Below are 18630 nucleotides of genomic sequence, written 5' to 3'. Positions count from 1 at the left end.
AAAGCCGAAAAGAGGGCAGACTTTCCGGCAATCACTTTTTACCTGCGTAACTTGTGCACGCGGTGATGGTGATGATGGTGATGTCCGTGACGCTTCACCGGTTGAGACATTCCGGGTTCTTTCTTTTTTTCACGTGTGGTGATCCAGGCAAGGAACACGATCGCGGCTACACTTAAAGCAATCATGCCCATCATTTCCAGATCGGCCATAGAAAATCCCAGAAAACTTTCTTCTTTGTCACTCTGCGCATTGGCTCCCATAGAGAGCAACAGCATCGGTACGAGTACCAGGGGAGTGATTCCCTTTCGGTTGGTTTTCATGTTGTTGAATTTTTGGTCCTATATAGAAGGAGAGTTTTACCTCTCTCGTTCTCAATGGGTGGATCTTTCCGAGCCTGGAAGACCCGATACCCGGTCTCAACAACTTACTCTTATATATGTTAGACGCATCTCAAATGCAAAAGTTGCGCCAGCTTCTCCTTTTCTTCACACTATGAATCAATGCATTGCATCCTGTCTTAACGCTAAATCGGTTGATATTATTGGGTTATGCCCGCCTGCGCCTCTTTTTCAACAGGTTTGTTCACTTTTATTGAAACCGTCAAATAACATAACTTTGTGAAGAGCAGTGTTGTATGCCTCATTCCAATTCCTTGTTTGAATATTCTAGGCTCCTTACCAGAGAAGTAATGGTGGGCGAACTAGGGCTGGGCGCAGTTCATCCCATCCGCATCCAATCCATGACCACCACCACTACTCTTGATACCCGTGCTACTGTGGCTCAAAGCATTCGGATGATTGAAGCCGGTTGCGAATTGGTCCGGATTACAACTCCCACCCTGAATGATGCTAAAAACCTGGAGAATATTAAAAGAGAATTAAGGGCGTCAGGATACCGTACACCACTGGTGGCCGACATACATTTTACACCTAACGCTGCTGAGCATGCCGCCCGGATAGTGGAAAAGGTACGGGTGAACCCGGGGAATTATGCAGATAAAAAGAAATTTGAAAATATTGAATATACGGATCAGGCTTACCAGGATGAACTCGATAGAATACGGGAACGCTTTCTGCCACTGGTGAAAATTTGCAGGCAATATGGTACCGCTATGCGCATCGGAACCAATCACGGATCATTGTCAGACCGTATTCTCAGCCGGTACGGAGATACTCCGCTGGGAATGGTGGAATCGGCCCTGGAATTTCTTCGCATTTGTGAGGACGAGAAATATTTTAACATCGTTCTTTCCATGAAAGCAAGCAATCCGCAGGTAATGGTGCAGGCCTATCGTTTACTTGCGGAGAAAATGAAGGCGGAAAACAGAATTTATCCCCTTCACCTGGGCGTTACAGAAGCCGGCGACGGCGAGGATGGACGCATTAAATCGGCAGTGGGGATAGGTACACTGCTGGAGGATGGTCTGGGCGACACTATCCGTGTTTCACTAACGGAAGAACCGGAGGCGGAAATGCCGGTGGCAAAAGCACTTATTGAGCGCTATTACCGGCGGAAAGCTGATCCAGCAATCCCTCCTTGTTCTGCAGCAGGGTACGATCCGCTGAACTACGAGAGACGTACTTCTGTTCCGGTAATGAACGTGGGAGGAAGGCATGTACCTGTGGTAGTTACCGACTTTGGTTCTTTTACGGAGGTTCATGCAGATGATCTTACGATGGCCGGATACGGCTATGATCCGGTTTTAGACAAATGGCATAGTGCTGAACAGGCGGCAGATTTTATTTTTTGTAAAAAGCAGATTGAATTTGAACTGCCCGGATCTCTCCGGGTCATTCTTCCGTTTGCGGAGTGGAAAAAAGCAAATCGCCCAGCAAAGTACATCCCCCTTTTTACGGCAGTGGAACTCCTGTCGGCAGAGCAGATCTCGCCTATAATGAACCCGGTAGTCCTGCCTTGTTATGATCATGAATTCGCAGCCCTTCCGGCGGATATATTCAATAAACTGGCGGCGGTTCCCAGGGTTGTTTTCGTTCTACGTTCTTCGAATCCTCATGCAATGCCCGCCATCCGGCGCCTGATGTTCGACCTGGAGGAAAAAGCGATCAGGGTTCCGGTGATTTTTCATAGCCACTCCCCTTATCCGGATGAGGCACATTCATTACTTCATTTTTCAGTGGAATGCGGTGCCTTATTGCTCGATGGCTGGGGAGACGGAATCTGGCATTCCGGAAGCCTTCTTTCCGGCACTGCTACCGAAGCAATGCACCGGTGTGCCTTCGGAATTCTGCAGGCTACCCGTTTGCGGATATCAAAAACGGAATATATTTCCTGTCCTTCCTGCGGACGAACCCTCTTCGATCTCCAGGAAACTACAGCCATGATCCGAAGCCGAACGGATCACCTGAAAGGAATTAAAATCGGCATCATGGGTTGTATTGTGAACGGACCAGGAGAAATGGCCGACGCTGACTATGGTTATGTGGGTACCGGACCGGGCCGGATTACTCTCTACAAAGGAAAGACGGTTGTTCGCCGAAATATTGATGCCGGCAATGCGGTGGATGAACTGATCGCGTTGATCAAAGAAAACGGAGACTGGAAGGAAAGGGAGGAGAGATGAGATCAGGCTGGAAAAACCACCGGCTGATGCTTCGGCGAAAAGCCTGGAGAGCATCGTTTCAGACAGCAGCGGAGTCCTTCCCCATGGCGGATTTATATCCGTTGGTGAAGAACCAGCCGAGCTTGCTGTTAAACCACTGCTCGAACCGGATAAAAATTCCTGATAGTTTTTTCATGACAGACAAAGGATACCTTTTTCTGAACGTTAAAGTATTTCAATAATTTTCCGGTCTGAAGGACCTTGACTTGTACTTTTCAACATCGTTATTCACCAAAAACAGTCGTTTATGAATAGGATATTACTCTTTTTCTGGATTTTTTGCCTGCCTTTGATCATTTCTGCTCAGGATACCAGGCTTGATACCGTTTGTGCCCCGAAAGTATACGACAATATATATTCCATCCCCTTGTATCACGATTCTTTGGTTAGCAGCTTTGTGATCTTCATTCGGAAAGAAGTGAAACTTCACGCCCATGCTACCCATGCGGAGCACGTTCTGGTGCTTGAAGGAGAAGGGGAGATGGTGCTGGGGGAGAAAATCATTAAAGTAAAGAAAGGAAGCCTGGTTTTCATTCCTTCAGGTGTGCCGCACTCCCTGCGTGTGACCTCCGGGAAGCCGGTTAAGGTACTTTCAGTTCAGGCACCGTATTTCGACGGGAAGGACCGGATTCTCCTTTCTTCACCGAAATAGATCCTTTTCCCTTCATCAGCAGGAAGACAAGAAACAGAGCCAGACTGGTGAGCGTTCCGGTAAAAATGGGAGGAAAAGCGGCATTCAGAATAGTTGCCATCCCCCAGGCGGTAATTCCTCCCACCATGGAGGCCACGGCCGCTACTTCGTTCCGGCTTTTGAAGAATAACCCGGCGCAAAGAGGAATGAACAGGGATACAAGACTGATTTCAGAGGCGATGCCAACTAATTCATAGATGCCTTTCTCTCCATACGCGAGAATCAGCGCGATCATGGCTACTACCACCACACTGATGCGCGTAACCCATAGGAATTTTCTATCGGACGGATGTTTCATGAACGGTTTCACCAGGTTCTCGCTGAGAATCACCGAGGGTGCAAGTAATGCACCGCTGGCGGTACTCATAATGGCGGATAGCAGGGCACCGAAGAAAAATATTCGAACCACCAAACCGGTTCTTTCATTAATGAGGGTAGTCAGCCAGATCTGTGGGTCGTCGGGCATGGGAATAAGCAGTTTAGCGGCAAGGCCAAGGTAAAGTGGCAGCAAGGCGATACTGAGGTACATGAGTCCGGCAAAAATAGAAGACCATGCGGCTATATTTTCCGTTCTGCTGGCCATCACCCGCTGATATACGTCCTGCTGCGGAACAGAACCCAGTCCCAGGGTAAGCAGGGCAGCAAGCCACGTTACCCAGTCTCCATGACCGGAAGAAGGGATCAAACGGAAGAAACCTTCCGGCGCGGCTCCGATGATTTTACTGAATCCCCCGGCCTGATCTGTAACCATCACGGTTACCACAATCAGCCCGGTGATTATAAGGATCATCTGAAAAAAATCTGTGATAGACACGGCCCACATTCCGCCGAAAACGGTGTACGTGATCACGATGAGTGAGGAGATTGTAATCGCCAGGGTCATGTTCAGTTCCGGAAGAATAGTGGTAAGAACCACTCCCATCGCTACCATTTGTGCGGCAACCCAACCCAGGTACGACCAGATCAGGAAGATGGCAGCGATGAATTCTGCCTTCTTTCCGAAACACACCCGGTAAAAATCTCCGAATGTGGTCAGATTCATGCGGTACAATGGCCGGGCAAAGAAAAAACCAACCAGCAGTAGACAGAGTGAAGCGCCGAACGGATCTTCCATCACTGACTGCAGTCCTCCCTGAGCAAATTCGCCGGATGCGCCCATCACGGTCTCGGAGCCGAACCAGGTAGCAAAAACAGTGGTGGTCGCCAGCATGAACGGGAGCCTCCTTCCGGCCAGAATGAAATCGGTGGAGTTCTTCACCAGCCTTCCTGCCAGAAGTCCGAGTAACAACGTAACCAAAAGGTAAAGCAGGATGAAGAATACAAGCATCTTGCATTGAAGATAATATTTTTGTGCGGATGAAAAGAATCATACCGGAAAGCAGGTTGAGCACGCCGAAAGCCAGCTTTTGGAGTAAACAGCGACCCGGATGGCTAAATTTCTTCTTTCGAGACCCGGCGGGATGAATGTGACAAAAAATTACATAATCCGGCTCCTCGCAACGTCAACAGATTCTTTTTTGTGTTAGGGCGATGTGCAGTGATGACATGATTTCTCATTGGTAAATTAGATTTTTTCTGCGGTGTGATGCAGTAGAACGCGCAGAAGAAAAAAAACATCATCAACGTGCCGGAGGGATGCAAAAAGAGCGCACTTTCCGTTATCAACAATTTTCTGTTAAAAAAATAATTGCCGAAAAATGATGTTATTAATTAAAAATATGTTTACTTCGTGTCATATTAATAAACAAAAACCAAAAACCATGGCTAAGAAAGCAAAGAAAGCAGCTAAGAAAGGTGGCAAGAAGAAGGCTACCAAGAAAAAAGCAGCTAAGAAGAAGTCTAGGAGAAAGTAAAGAACGGGCGCCCCAAGGGCGCCCTTCTTTTTTCTATACTTTTTTTCTTTCTACGCCTGTTCCGGTTTTCCCGATTACTTTCAGTTTACCGTTTTGGTATGTGATCCCTTCAAAGGGATCATTTTTTATCAGGAGCGGTCCGTCCAGGTCAACCCAGTTGGCCATTGATTGCAACGAGGCAGCCGCACCAACTCCGCATCCCGATTCAGACATACAGCCGATCAGAACCTTTTTGTTCATTTGGTGCGCTGTGCGAATGAGGTCTATGGATTGCATCAGTCCGGGACTTTTCATCAGTTTTACATTCACTCCATCAAAGCAATCTGCATAAAACAACCATTCATCGGGTGTGCGTACAGATTCATCAGCGATGATGGGCATAATACCAGCGGAACGCAGAGCGGCCGATTCAGCTTCTCTGCCCCGGGCGAAAGGTTGTTCTGCGAAAATAACCCCCAGATTCCTCAAAGCTGGTAAAAGTTCCAGCGCCTGTTCAACGGACTTCCATCCACCATTCACATCCACGGCAAGGTCGGCACCGGTGAACTGGCGGGCCAGCGTTACACGTTCAAGATCTCGGCTGCCGTTTAGTTTCATTTTAAATAAGGTGAAGCCGGGGTGCTGCCGGATAATTTCTTCTATTTCTGAATCGTCTCCGGCAGAAATGGTTACTGAACAAGGGGGTGTCGGTGCGCCGGGGATACTAAGAATCGCTGAAAGCGAGCGACCCTGCTGACGAGACATTATATCGAGGAATGCCATCTCGAGTCCGGCCTTTGCTGCCGGATGCGGATCACCATTCTTCATCCACAGCCGGAGAAGGGCAGTGTTTTCCCACCATTCTGTCAGAAGGTGCTCATGTCTTCTGATGTATGTACACACGGATTCTGTTGTTTCTGAATAGTAGGGAGGCAAAGCCGCCTCTCCATAACCGGTTATTCCGTCTTTTTCCAGTCGGATCAGTACGGCAGGGGTAGAGGAGCGGGTACCGTGACTGATTACGAAAGGCCGCTTAAACTTCAGCTCGAATGGTTCAAGGGCCAGTTCCACGCAGTAAAATTAAACCTTTACCGATATTTTATATATTTGTTACACACTAAACCCGTTACTAATGAAAAACCTTTTTTTAGCCACAGCGTTTTCCGCTGCTTTTCTTTTCATGGGATGCGGACCGGGTGAGTCTGACACACCCGAGATTCCGGTACCCGATGGCATGGTTGCCTTTGACTTGTCTGAGTATGGTATGGATGTGATCCTGAATATTCCGGATTCTACCAACGGAATATCGAACCATGAAAATGTGGGAGACGGTGTTATGCTCCGTGTAGGAAACGGATACGGTATGAAGGTGAAGGTGGGAGCCGGGGAAATGGAGTATGTAAAAACGGAACTGATTGCCAAGTCGGAGGTGTATAAACTGGAGAAATACGTTCTGGAGGAACCTGCTGCGATTATCTGGCGGCAGTATATAGAAGGTCAGGATACCTCGGCCCGTATGTTTGCATTTGTTAAGGTGGGAGACGTTACCTATGAAATGGAAAGCGATCCGGATAACAAGTTCAGCGACGATGCATGCAAGGCCATGGTTGAATCGGCAAAAAGTCTACGTGCCAAACCGGCAGTAAAGCCTAAAGAATAACCTCAGAATTTGAAATGCTAACCCCGGATTTCTTCCGGGGTTTTTTAATTGTCTTTTTTGCTCTCTTTCTTACGGTCGTGCTCGTTGAGCAGGATTTTCCGCATCCGGATGGCTTTGGGGGTAATCTCAACATATTCATCCTCCTGAATGTATTCCATTGACTCTTCAAGAGAAAAATTCACTTTGGGTGCAATTCGCATCTTTTCATCAGAGCCGGAGGCGCGTACGTTGGAGAGCTTCTTTTCTGTGCAAAGGTTCATGACCAGGTCATCCGGACGAATGTGTTCACCTACCACCTGCCCGGTGTAGATCTCTTCCCCCGGATCAACAAAAAACTTTCCTCTGTCCTGGAGTTTGTCAAGAGAATAGGCAACGGCCTTCCCGGTTTCCTTTGAAATGAGTACTCCGGCTATTCTTCCCTGGATGGTTCCCTTCCATGGTTCAAAACTCCTGAAGCGATGAGCCATGATGGCCTCTCCTGCTGTGAGGTTGAGGATTTGTGTCCGCAAACCGATCAAACCACGGGAAGGAATTTCAAATTCAAGGTGAATTAGGTCGCCTTTGGGTTCCATGATCTTCATTTCTCCCTTGCGCTGGCTAACAGCCTCAATCACTTTTCCTGAGCTTTCCTGCGGTGTATCCACTGTCAGGGATTCCACCGGTTCATGTTTCACCCCGTTAATCTCCTTAATGATCACGCGGGGTTGTCCCACCTGCAGTTCATATCCTTCTCTCCTCATCGTTTCGATCAGAATGGACAAATGCAGGATGCCGCGTCCGAATACCATATATGCATCCGGAGATGAGGTGTTTTCCACACGCAGGGCGAGGTTTTTTTCCAGCTCCTTCTGCAGCCGTTCCTGAAGGTGGCGGGATGTTACGAACTTTCCGTCCTTCCCGAAAAACGGAGAGTTGTTGATCGTAAAAAGCATGCTCATCGTCGGCTCATCAATGGCAATGGGTGTTAATCCTTCCGGAGACTCAAAATCGGCAATCGTGTCGCCAATTTCGAAACCTTCAATGCCGGTTACAGCGCAGATATCTCCGGAATTGACTTCCGCGGCCTTGCGTTTTTCTAATCCTTCAAAAACAAACAAATCCTTGATCCTTGATTTAAGCACAGTGCCGTCTCTTTTCACAAGTGATACCGGCATATTCTCCCGCAGTGTTCCTCGAAAGACCCTGCCCACAGCGATTCGGCCAATATAGTTGGAATAGTCGAGCGAGGTAATCTGCATTTGGGGACTGCCTTCACGCATGGGAGCGGAGGGAATATGTTCAATAATCCGGTCGAGCAGGGTCGTAATATCCTGAGTAGGTTTAGAGTGGTCATCGCTCATCCACCCATGCTTGGAAGAACCGTACACGGCGGGGAAATTGAGCTGTTCTTCCGTTGCACCCAAATTAAAGAAGAGTTCGAATACCTGCTCCAGCACCTCGTCGGGCCGGCAATTGGGCTTATCTACTTTGTTGATCACCACAATGGCTTTCAGTCCCTGCTGCAAGGCTTTCTGAAGAACAAAGCGGGTTTGAGGCATGGGGCCTTCAAAGGCGTCTACCAGGAGCAACACGCCGTCGGCCATATTCAGCACCCGTTCTACCTCACCGCCGAAGTCGGCGTGACCGGGAGTGTCAATGATATTGATCTTTACGTTTTTGTAGGTAACGGAAACGTTTTTGGCAAGAATCGTTATTCCGCGTTCTCTTTCCAGATCGTTGTTGTCGAGAATCAAATCACCGGTTTCTTCATTCTCCCGAAACAGTTTACACTGATGGAGGATTTTATCAACGAGGGTGGTTTTCCCGTGGTCAACGTGGGCGATGATGGCGATGTTCCGGATGGTGCTCATAAGGGTATGCTGCTAAACGGGCGCAAAGGTACGATTTTAAGCCGGGAGTAATACGGTCGGGCAGTCAGCGGAAGAACTCTTCTTCACTTATTTCTTTGCCCGGTTGTTTGAAAAGAGTAGCCAGGTAGGCCTGGTACGTGGTAAAGCGAAGATGTTCTCCGGCATTTTCATGAGTAATCGTGAAGAGGTTTTCCTTTTTGTCTGACTTGTAATACCCATACGATCTCCTGAATCCCCCCTTCACCTTGCCATTAAAAAGAAGAAGTTCGGGATCCCAATCCCGTCCGAAATAAGCTTTCAGATAATAGGTTCCCTGCGGGATGGCATTCAGCCGGTAGGAATCACCCGGTTCCAGGTATTCGTTCCGGATTGTGCGGTAAGGTGGGTTGGTTTCCTGTAAGCATACGACCGCTTCTGCCTGATTGGTGTTCACCACAATTACACTGTTATGATTTCCTTCCAGTATCCAGCTGCCCCCGAAAATGGAGTCGTATGGGGAATCTGCGCTGTAGATCGCCGGACGATTACTGAAATCCGGTGGTTTGATCCTGTCTAGATTCGAATGCGGATCTTCTTCCTGATTCCATGGACCCACAATCAGCATCGTAATCATCAGCGCGGCAAAGAATACCAGCGCACCTCCAAAAAGATAACTGGTGAGTCGTTCACTTCTGGTTTCCTCCCTGCTCTTTGCCTGTTTTTTTCCATAAGCGGCATGCGATGTTCTCTTTTTTTCCTCTGTGGTTGCGTTTTCGCTTTTCCCTTTCCTCACGTTTTCGTAACGGTGAGAATGATACGCGCGTTTGAGATCGAACTTTCTTCGCAATTCAGGGTCGGAGAGAACCTGGTACGCCTGCGTGATCTCCTTAAATGTTTCTTCCGAATGCGTATTACCCTGATTCCTGTCCGGGTGATATCGCTTGGCCAGGTTCCGGTAGGCCTGTTTGATCTCCTCCGGTCCGGCGGTATCTGGAACTCCCAGTATCTGATAATAATCTTTCACGCAAGAGGCGGTAAAAATAAAACCCGTCGTATGAACGGCGGGCTTTGTTTAACAGGCATCCGGAAGGTTAATTCTTCTCCTCCTTTTGTTCGTTTACGCCTTTTTCCTCCTCCGGCGACGGCTTCTTCAAATATACTTCACCCAGACTCCACTGGCGGATGGGATTAAAATGAAAACCTTTAACATAAGTATACGTTAACTTGAAGTTCTCCGCATACCAGAGAATGATCACCGGTGCGTCATCCAGCATTTGGCGTTCGGCTTTCGCGAAAAGGGAGTAACTTTCTTTCAGATCTCCGCTATGGGCTCCGGCAAGGTAAAGACTATCGTAGTAAGCACTTTTGTATCTGGGAACGTTGGGATAAGAAGGATCTTCTGTTTTTTCGGGAACAGATCCGCCGTAGAGTGTCCAAAGGAAATTTTCCGGACTTGGGAAGTCTGCCACCCAGGCAGTTCTGAAAAGATCTGCGCGCCCGTATTGCGCGTCTTCCAGTTTTTGCTTCATGGGAACGATTTCATATTCCACGTTCACATTGAGAACATCCATAAGCTGGTTCTTGATCTCTTCCACCACTCGGGAATGTTTCGCACCACCGGAGTTTAATTCGATTTTGACAATGGGGAATCCTTTTCCGCCGGGGAAACCCGCGTCTGCCATCAGTTTCTTGGCTTTTTCCGGATTATAGGAATATCCCCTCACTGCCGATGTGTCGTAGTTGCGGAACGCCGGAGGCACCAGGCCGTAATGACCGGGACCATACCCCTCGCCCTTGAGGATATCTTCGAATATTTTCATCCGGTTAATGGCATAACAGAAGGCCTGCCGCACACGCACATCATCAAATGGTTTCCGGGATGTGTTGATCTCATAATATTGTGTTTCCAGTTCAGGAGTGCGAACCAGCTCGTATTTCGGTGGATTGTTCTCGAAAGCAGCCAGGGAATTCTGAACAATCTGACTTACTTGCTCAGGAGGTAATCCGAATACCACGTCCAGATTGCCCTGCATGAAGGCATCGAGTTCTTTTGCTTTGGTGGGATAGAAACGGATTTCCACAGAGTCAAGAAATGGCAGTTGATTTCCAAGAGAATCTGTTCCGTGGTAATTTTCATTGCGTACAAGAATGAGCTCATCCTTGCCTGCGTCAGGGTTCACAGGCAGAAAAGGCCCTGATCCTATATAGGAATTGTCTCCGTACCTTTCATAGGCTTCCTTAGGTAATACAAAAGTTCCGGGTAAAGCCATTATGTACTTAAAGGAACTGAGCGGCTCATTCAGGGTGATCTGAACCGTGCCGGCATCGGGGGCACTGATTCCGGATACTCCACCGGCGGGAATGTTTCCGTTTGCCGAGGATGCGTAATATTCGTCCGCACCTTTTACTTTTCCTTTAAAAGTTGCCTTAAATTGTTGATTTACACTTGTTTGAGTGCATAACTGAGTCAGAGACCAAACCACATCTCCGGCATTGATTTCCCTGCCTTTTCCGTTGGAAAAACAGGGATCATCGTGAAAATGAATGCCCTTCTTTAACTTAAAGGTGTACACCTTCCCATCCTCGCTGATAGTATAGGACTCGGCCAGTGATGGCAGAACCTCGGAGGGATTCTTGGGATTGAATTTCAGCAAGCCTTCATAAATCTGATAGGCAATATTTGAGGAGTTTACATCCGTGATAGCCAATGGGTTCAAAGTCTGAAACTTCTCAGTTTCAGATAGTTTGAGGGTTCCTCCGTATACTCTGCCTCCCTTGGCTTCTCTTCCGCTGCCGGAAGACGGGCCACAAGCCGTAAGTGCCAGTAGACCGGAGATCGAAATCAGAATGAAAAATGGTCTGAACATATGTCTGGAAGAATTCGGTTTAGCCTGCGAATGTACAAAGAAATCTTGTAAAGTAACACCCGTTTTTTACCCCTAATCGACTGATATTTAATAAAATTACTTATCTTTGACGCGGGCTAAAAAAAAGGCCTTTTTTTGTTTGTTTACTGGTGGAAGGTCATTAATATTGCACCTTTAAAATTTAGTGGATTCCGGAAGGGGTCCCGTTTATTTATGAGAAAGATTATTCGACTTACCCTTCTTATTGCTCTTACAGGCTTCGGCTTCAGTGCATTTGCAGGGGTGATCATCATAGAAGGAAATTATCAGGGGAAGAACCTATATGTTCAGAATCCCTTCGCCGGTTCCGGTGTGGGTTTCTGCGTAACCAAAGTGTTGGTGAATGGTTCAGTTACTACGGATGAATATAACTCCAGCGCCTTCGAGATTGATTTCACAAATCATCAGCTCAAAATCGGGGATAAGGTAGAGGTGAAGATTGAACACAAGGATGACTGCAAGCCCAAAGTGCTTAATCCGGAAGTGCTGAAGCCCAAGAGCACGTATGAGGTAACTACCATGACCTCCGACCCGGACGGAACCATCAAGTGGAAGACAAAGGGAGAACAAGGGAAACTTCCTTTTATTGTTGAGCAGTATCGCTGGAACAAATGGGTTAAAGTAGGTGAAGTGGATGGCATCGGTACACCCGGTGAAAATTCCTATTCTTTTAAAGTATCTCCCCACTACGGTGAAAATAAAGTACGCATCAAGCAGGTTGATTATACTTCCACTCCGCGCTACTCACGCCCTGTGACCTTCACTTCCAACATTGCGCAGATAAAGTGCAATACACTCAAGACAAAAGACTTCCTGATTTTTGAAGGCGGGGAAACCATGTATGAAATATTTGACAAATTCGGAAACATGGTTAAGAAGGGATACGGAGCGAAGGTGGATGTTTCCAACCTGAAAGCGGATGTGTATTATCTGAATTATGATAATACAACCACCGAGTTCATTAAGAAGAAATAAACGACGCGCATCGTCAGCCATCCCCTTCGTTATCCGCGAAGGGGATTTTTTTTAAACACTTTCGGATGAAAAAAATAGAACACATAGGGATTGCAGTGGCCAGTCTGGAAAATGCGAACATGCTGTTCACGAAACTGCTGGGAAGAGCCCCCTATAAAACAGAGCAGGTGGAATCAGAGCAGGTCCGCACTTCCTTTTATCAGACCGGAGACAGTAAAGTAGAGCTGCTGGAAGCTACCGGCCCTGGAAGTCCAATCGCAAAGTTTGTTCAGAAGCGGGGAGAAGGAATACACCATATCGCCTTTGAGGTGGAAGATATACGTGAGGAAATGAAGCGCCTGAGCCGTGAAGGCTTTACCCTCTTGAGTGAAGAGCCGAAGAAAGGGGCTGATAATAAGCTGATCTGCTTTCTCCATCCGAAAGAAACGGGAGGTGTGCTGATCGAACTTTGCCAGGAAATACGCTAAACGGATCAGCTCTGTTTCATTGTACGGATGACGGCAAATATATAATTTCGCTCCTCTTTTAATAAAGGGCCCATAGCTCAGTTGGTTAGAGCAGCGGACTCATAATCCGTTGGTCGCAGGTTCAAGTCCTGCTGGGCCCACCAGCTTTTGAGAATTACACACGAAATACCGTTGTTCACACAGCGCACATGAAGAACAGATGGTCTGAGCAGGAGGCTTCCCTTTTCAAGGGAGCGCTGGCACAGCGGGTGTATACTTCCCGCCTGTTGGGCAGTGAATCTTCTTTGGTGCTTCACGGCGGAGGAAATACTTCCGTTAAAATCCGCGAAACGGATTTTTTCGGCAGGGAGGAAGACATTCTCTATGTAAAAGGATCAGGACATGATCTGGCCGGTATTTCTGAAACGGGCTTCGCTCCTGTCCGAATGGAGGTGTTGCTGAAACTGGCAGAACTTCCCTCGGTCTCCGATACGGATATGGTTAGGGTGCAACGCACGGCCATGACCAATCCTTCCGCACCGGATCCTTCTATCGAAGCTGTGGTTCATGCTATTCTCCCGTTTCGCTATGTAGATCATACGCATGCTGATGCGGTGGTGACAATTTCCAATTCTGTTAATGGAGAAAGTATTCTGCGGGAATTGTTCGGAAAAGAATTTCTGTTTGTTCCGTATGTGAAACCTGGTTTTATCCTCTCGCAGAAAATCCGGGAAGTAATCCGGGGAAAGAACCTGTCGGATTATCATGGTCTGATCCTGCTGCAGCACGGTGTATTTACCTTTGATGACTCCGCCAAAAGTGCGTATTCCAGAATGATCAGTATGGTGAACACGGCAGAGGAGTACCTGCTGAAGCATGCACCTCTTACGGCCTCCGTGCCTCTGCCCGGAACAGATCTCCTGCAACTGGCATCCGTACGCAAGAAGGTATCAGAGCTTTCTGGCGGGCCGGTTTTCGCCCTCGCAGGAAAAGAAATGGAATCGCTGGTGCTGAGTTCTGTAAAGAACCTCCAGGAAATCGCTGCAAAAGGTCCTCTTACTCCTGATCATATCATACGAACCAAGAAAATTCCAGCGATACTGGGGGAAGATAGCATCAGCGATCTGGAGAAGTATGTTGCAGACTACCGGGAGTATTTCAACCGCAATAAGTCGGAGGGACTCCAATGCCTGGATCCGGCACCCCGCTGGGCTATATGGAAACATCGCGGAACACTGGCATTCGGGCGTCGCTACCACGACGCTGCCGTGGTGGCGGACATTGTAAAGCAGACTGTTCCTGCTATTCTGAAGGCGGAAATACTTGGAGGTTACAAGGCTCTTCCTGAAAGGGAGCTGTTTGAAATAGAATACTGGGAGCTGGAGCAGGCTAAACTGAAGAAGAGAGCGGCGCTGCCGCCTCTTTCAGGAAAGATCATCCTGGTTACAGGAGCCGCTTCGGGAATCGGTGCGGCTGTGGTGGAACAATGTCTCCGGCAGGGCGCCGCGATAGCGGCACTGGATATCAATCCGGCTGTGAACGGAAAATTCAACCGGCCGGATGTAAAGGAAATCTGCTGCGATGTAACAAAAGCCGATCAGTTGCAGCAGGCTGTTGAAGCGGCAGTGAGTGCCTTCGGAGGTCTGGATGTACTGGTGAGCAATGCAGGCATCTTTACTTCCGGCATGGAACTGGATGCAATGCAGGAGAACCTGTGGCAACAGAGCATGGAGGTTAATCTGAATGCACAGATGCGGTTGCTAAGGATATGTATTCCGTATCTGCGAAAAGGCATAGACCCGGCGGTAATCCTTACCGGATCAAAAAATGTACCCGCACCGGGTCCCGGTGCCGGTGCCTATTCTGTTGCAAAGGCGGCTCTCACTCAGCTCGGACGGGTGGCGGCTCTCGAACTCGGTTCCTCGGGTATTCGGGTGAATATGGTTCATCCTAATGCGGTTTTCGATACCGGCGTTTGGAATGAACAGGTGCTGAAGGAACGAGCGGAAAAATACGGAATGACGGCAGAGGAATACAGAAAGAATAATATTCTGAAAACGGTGATCACGGCTTCTGATGTGGCTTCAATGGTTGTGGCCATGGCCGGTACCCTGTTTTCCAAAACTACCGGCGCGCAAATACCGGTAGACGGAGGTAATGAACGGGTGATCTGATGAAGGTAAACGGGCACTCTTACCGTACGGTATGGATGGAGGGAAATTCGGTTTTCCTTATCGACCAGGAGTTGCTCCCTTTTCAATTCCGGATCCTGGAATGCAGGAATCATCGTGAAACAGTAGGGGCTATCCGGAACATGAATGTCCGGGGGGCCGGAGCGATTGGTGCTGCTGCCGGGTATGCAATGGCTCAGGCTTTTCACGAACAGGGAGGAAACAGCGGGTATATTCAAGCGGCAAAATCCCTTATTGAATCGGCCCGGCCTACGGCGCAAAATCTTTTTTACGCGGTTCAGCGTGTCTTCGATGCGGGCACCGTTGGCGCACTTGCAGCAGCCAACGCGATTGCCAAGGAGGATGCCGACGCCTGCCGTGAGATCGGTAAGATCGGATCAGAACTCATACGGGATGGTTGCAGGTTAGCCACACACTGCAATGCCGGATGGCTGGCTTTTGTGGATCACGGGTCTGCGCTTTCTCCGGTATATGCTGCGCACGCCTCAGGGAAGAAGGTGTTTGTATTTGTGGATGAAACAAGACCGCGTGGACAGGGTGCACGACTCACTGCCTGGGAGTTGAAGAACGAAGGGATCCCACATGCTATTATTCCTGACAACGCTTTTGCATTTTATGCGGCTGCCGGTAAAATTGATCTCGTTATCGTAGGTGCCGACCGTGTGGCGGCAAACGGCGATACCGCGAACAAAATCGGCACACTGGAAAAAGCAATCATCGCGCGGGAATATGGTATCCCTTTTTATGTTGCCGCCCCTGTTTCCACGTTCGATAAGCAAACAGCAACAGGCGAGGGGATCGTGATTGAAGAGAGGGGAGAGGAGGAAGTAACCATGCAGTCTGGTCCGGATGAAACCGGAACCATCAGACGTATCCGCGTGGCTTCGCCGGATTCTCCCGTATTCAACCCGGCATTCGACATTACTCCGGCCCGTCTGATCACTGCTTATATTACGGAAAAGGGCATCACAGAAACCATTGATCCTGGTTGGTTTTGATTTCTTTTAAAAGAAGCTTAACTTTAACCAAAATAGAAATGATGGCAAAGAATATTATCATAGCGGCGATGGCTGCCATAGCACTCCTTCTAACGGCATGTTCTAAGGAAGGAACGGGCGGAAATGCTCAGATCATGGGTAGTGTAAAGCACCACGATCTTCTCATACCGGGAGCCACTGTATATATTAAATACGGAGCGAAGGATTTTCCCGGCAGCGATGTGTCGAAGTATGATGCGTCAACAACTGCCGACCTTACGGACGCGCATTACCATTTTGAAGGACTGAAACGGGGTGATTATTTCCTCTATGGTGTTGGCTACGACAGTTCCATTTCTGCCCCTGTGGTTGGTGGCGTGCATGTGAAAATTAAATTTGGCGACCGGAAGAAGACGGTGGAGCAGGATGTTCCGGTAACAGAGTAGATTCCGGCTTTATTTTTTCTTTCGCAGTACGATCTGTGTGATCTCCGGCCATATACCTACCCGGCCCGGAAATCCAATGAAACCGAATCCGCGGTTGATGTACAGGTAGCGGCCTGATTCGCTGTATAATCCTGCCCATCGGCCGTAACGGTATTTCACCGGACTCCATTTGAACTTGCCTATCTCTACTCCGAATTGCATACCGTGTGTATGACCGGAAAGTGTAAGATGGATGTGATGATCATGACCCATCACTTCTGCTTCCCAGTGTGAAGGGTCATGGGATAGAAGGAGCTTGAATGCGCCAGGATCCACATCGGATAATGCGGTTTTCAGGTCTCCCTTCTGATGAAAACCTACCCCCCAGTTCTCTACGCCAATCAGCGATAGTTCATGCCCGTCCTTCCGGATGGGAATGTGTTCGTTCATCAGTAGCCGGAAGCCCATGGAACGGTGGTGTTCATGAAGGGTAAGAAAATTCTTCGCTTTGGCTTCCGGGCTTTCCCAGGGTACGTAATCACCATAATCGTGATTCCCCAGAATTGAAAATTTCCCGAAGGGAGCGGTAAGCCGGGCCAGATCTGTGATCCAGGGTTCAATCTCATCGGCCGTATTGTTTACAAGGTCTCCGGTAAAAACCAGCAGATCAGACTGAAGATGTTCAACCATGCGGAGTCCTTTCAGTACCGCCTCTCTGTCATCAAAACTTCCGGAGTGCAGATCCGATATCTGTGTGATAGTAAAGCCATCAAAGGCATCCGGAAGGTCGGGGTAGTGAATTTCTTCCCGGCGAACCTGAAAATCATATTTTCCCCGGATCATTCCGTAAACCATTCCTGCCAGCGGTACAGCCGCAACCACCAGTCCGATTCTGGAAATGAGCGCTTTGCGCGGGGCAAAAAATACGGCTTCAACACTGTCCGTCAAAGAGGCATGAATCCACTGCCAGATCCACAGGGTAATCCTCCATATATCTTCCGAAAGCAGGAAAAGGATAAGAACAAGTTTGGCAACAAGTAAAGTGAACAGCAGTCCCGCAATTTTCATTGCCGAGGAAAAACCGATATAACCGGACCGCGCAGCCCAGAATCCAAAGATCACAGCAAGCAGTAAAGTAACGCCGGCGATCCAGTAGGTGTACCCGGTTCCGTGTTTCCATAATTCCGGCAGCGAAGCCGAAGCGCTGAGAATGCCCTGAAAAGCGTAGTAATCAATCAATAACAGCAAAAGTGTGATCAGAAAGAAGCGAAAAAGAAAAGTGGTGGTTGAAACCATTTTTAATCCAGTGTATACCGGTCTGCATCCATTCCGGCAGGAAATCCGGCACGGAATTCATTCAGGGTTTCCAATGAGAGGGTAATAATTTCTGACCCTTCTTTTCCCGGCATAAGTGAACTGAGTTTTTGTCCTTTGAAGTCCAGTACTGCGCTGTTGCCGGAATGTTCAATTCCGTTGCCATCAGCTCCCACTCGATTCACCCCCGCTACAAAGCACTGATTTTCGATGGCTCTGGCTGTTAGCAAAGCCTGCCACGGAAAGGAACGACGTTCGGGCCAGTTTGCCACAAAAAGCTGAAGGTCGCAGGGTTTTTCTCCAGAGGGCTGCCGGCACCATACAGGGAAGCGAAGATCATAGCACACCAGCGGCATAATTCTCCAGCCTTTGTATTCTAATATGACTTTACTGGCGCCGGGTGAATAGTGATTTTGTTCGTTACCCATTCGGAACAGGTGACGTTTGTCGTAGGTGGTACAAGTGCCGTCAGGCTGCATCCATATCAACCGGTTGTAAAAAGTGTCCTCTTCACAAATGATTGTACTGCCTGTGATCACTGCATTCTTTTCTGCAGACATAGTGCGCATCCATTGAACGGTTGGGCCGTTCATTCCCTCTGCCAGTGCTGAGGAGTTCATGGAGAATCCCGTACTGAACATTTCCGGCAATACATACACATCGGCCGCATGCATCTCACGGATTTTATCTGTGAACATTTCCAGGTTACGGGTCTTTTGTTCCCAGTGCAGTTCCGATTGTATGATTCCCAGTTTCAGCATCA

General features: G+C 48.4%; 16 protein-coding genes and 1 tRNA gene. 9 read left to right on the top strand and 8 right to left on the bottom strand.

Annotated features, from left to right (window positions below; genetic code table 11):
- Positions 1–38: 38 nt before the first annotated feature.
- Positions 39–320: a hypothetical protein gene (locus tag IT233_00465; GenBank protein MCC7301091.1), complete on the bottom strand. Its 282-nt coding sequence runs from the start codon at positions 318–320 to the stop codon at positions 39–41.
- A 314-nt stretch (positions 321–634) separates the two neighbouring features.
- On the opposite strand from IT233_00465, the gene ispG reads away from it, so the two are divergent.
- Both ispG and IT233_00455 read left to right on the top strand, forming a co-directional pair.
- The gene (gene ispG, locus IT233_00460) at positions 635–2581 is read left to right on the top strand and encodes a (E)-4-hydroxy-3-methylbut-2-enyl-diphosphate synthase (GenBank protein MCC7301090.1); all 1947 of its coding nucleotides are present in this window, start codon (positions 635–637) and stop codon (positions 2579–2581) included.
- Between the two features lie 286 nt (positions 2582–2867).
- Positions 2868–3272 (top strand): cupin domain-containing protein, encoded by a 405-nt coding sequence (locus IT233_00455; protein ID MCC7301089.1) that lies wholly within the window; start codon positions 2868–2870, stop codon positions 3270–3272.
- Here the strand turns inward: IT233_00455 and IT233_00450 are convergent.
- Both IT233_00450 and IT233_00445 read right to left on the bottom strand, forming a co-directional pair.
- A complete protein-coding gene (locus IT233_00450) occupies positions 3202–4638 on the bottom strand; it encodes a sodium:solute symporter family protein (protein MCC7301088.1) in 1437 nt (478 codons plus the stop codon). The two genes, IT233_00455 and IT233_00450, sit on opposite strands and share 71 nt — an antisense overlap.
- 559 nt (positions 4639–5197) lie before the next feature.
- Complete coding sequence (locus IT233_00445) at positions 5198–6214, bottom strand: dipeptide epimerase (protein ID MCC7301087.1); 1017 nt, start codon at positions 6212–6214, stop codon at positions 5198–5200.
- A 61-nt stretch (positions 6215–6275) separates the two neighbouring features.
- On the opposite strand from IT233_00445, the gene IT233_00440 reads away from it, so the two are divergent.
- Positions 6276–6803: a hypothetical protein gene (locus tag IT233_00440; protein ID MCC7301086.1), complete on the top strand. Its 528-nt coding sequence runs from the start codon at positions 6276–6278 to the stop codon at positions 6801–6803.
- 44 nt (positions 6804–6847) lie between these two features.
- On the opposite strand, the gene typA is transcribed toward IT233_00440, so the two are convergent.
- The 3 genes from typA to IT233_00425 all read right to left on the bottom strand — a co-directional run bounded on the left by typA (position 6848) and on the right by IT233_00425 (position 11499).
- Entirely contained in the window at positions 6848–8653 is a 1806-nt protein-coding gene (typA, locus tag IT233_00435) for a translational GTPase TypA (protein MCC7301085.1), read from the bottom strand.
- Between the two features lie 64 nt (positions 8654–8717).
- Positions 8718–9674 (bottom strand): J domain-containing protein, encoded by a 957-nt coding sequence (locus tag IT233_00430; protein MCC7301084.1) that lies wholly within the window; start codon positions 9672–9674, stop codon positions 8718–8720.
- Positions 9675–9723: 49 nt separating this feature from the next.
- Positions 9724–11499: an ABC transporter substrate-binding protein gene (locus IT233_00425; GenBank protein ID MCC7301083.1), complete on the bottom strand. Its 1776-nt coding sequence runs from the start codon at positions 11497–11499 to the stop codon at positions 9724–9726.
- A gap of 213 nt (positions 11500–11712) precedes the next feature.
- On the opposite strand from IT233_00425, the gene IT233_00420 reads away from it, so the two are divergent.
- From IT233_00420 to IT233_00395, 6 genes are all read left to right on the top strand, one after another.
- Complete coding sequence (locus tag IT233_00420) at positions 11713–12513, top strand: hypothetical protein (protein ID MCC7301082.1); 801 nt, start codon at positions 11713–11715, stop codon at positions 12511–12513.
- 65 nt (positions 12514–12578) lie between these two features.
- Positions 12579–12980, top strand: a complete 402-nt coding sequence (mce, locus tag IT233_00415; GenBank protein ID MCC7301081.1) for a methylmalonyl-CoA epimerase — start codon at positions 12579–12581, stop codon at positions 12978–12980.
- A 66-nt stretch (positions 12981–13046) separates the two neighbouring features.
- A tRNA-Ile gene (locus IT233_00410) sits at positions 13047–13123 on the top strand.
- Between the two features lie 45 nt (positions 13124–13168).
- Positions 13169–15133: a bifunctional aldolase/short-chain dehydrogenase gene (locus IT233_00405; protein ID MCC7301080.1), complete on the top strand. Its 1965-nt coding sequence runs from the start codon at positions 13169–13171 to the stop codon at positions 15131–15133.
- Positions 15133–16149 carry an S-methyl-5-thioribose-1-phosphate isomerase gene (gene mtnA / locus IT233_00400; GenBank protein ID MCC7301079.1) on the top strand — a complete coding sequence of 339 codons (1017 nt, stop codon included), beginning with the start codon at positions 15133–15135 and terminating at the stop codon, positions 16147–16149. The genes IT233_00405 and mtnA overlap by 1 nt, the downstream gene beginning before the upstream one ends.
- Positions 16150–16190: 41 nt before the next feature.
- Positions 16191–16574 carry a hypothetical protein gene (locus IT233_00395; protein ID MCC7301078.1) on the top strand — a complete coding sequence of 128 codons (384 nt, stop codon included), beginning with the start codon at positions 16191–16193 and terminating at the stop codon, positions 16572–16574.
- Between the two features lie 9 nt (positions 16575–16583).
- Here the strand turns inward: IT233_00395 and IT233_00390 are convergent, their stop codons facing one another.
- Together IT233_00390 and IT233_00385 are read right to left on the bottom strand one after the other, a co-directional pair.
- The gene (locus IT233_00390) at positions 16584–17849 is read right to left on the bottom strand and encodes a metallophosphoesterase (protein ID MCC7301077.1); all 1266 of its coding nucleotides are present in this window, start codon (positions 17847–17849) and stop codon (positions 16584–16586) included.
- A gap of 2 nt (positions 17850–17851) precedes the next feature.
- Positions 17852–18628 carry an amidohydrolase gene (locus IT233_00385; protein MCC7301076.1) on the bottom strand — a complete coding sequence of 259 codons (777 nt, stop codon included), beginning with the start codon at positions 18626–18628 and terminating at the stop codon, positions 17852–17854.
- Between the last annotated feature and the right edge of the window lie 2 nt (positions 18629–18630).

The sequence above is a fragment of the Bacteroidia bacterium genome (assembly GCA_020852255.1).
Lineage (GTDB): Bacteria > Bacteroidota > Bacteroidia > JADZBD01 > JADZBD01 > JADZBD01.
The sequence above is the reverse complement of the archived record's forward strand: the minus strand, read 5'-3'. Positions and strand labels throughout refer to the sequence as shown.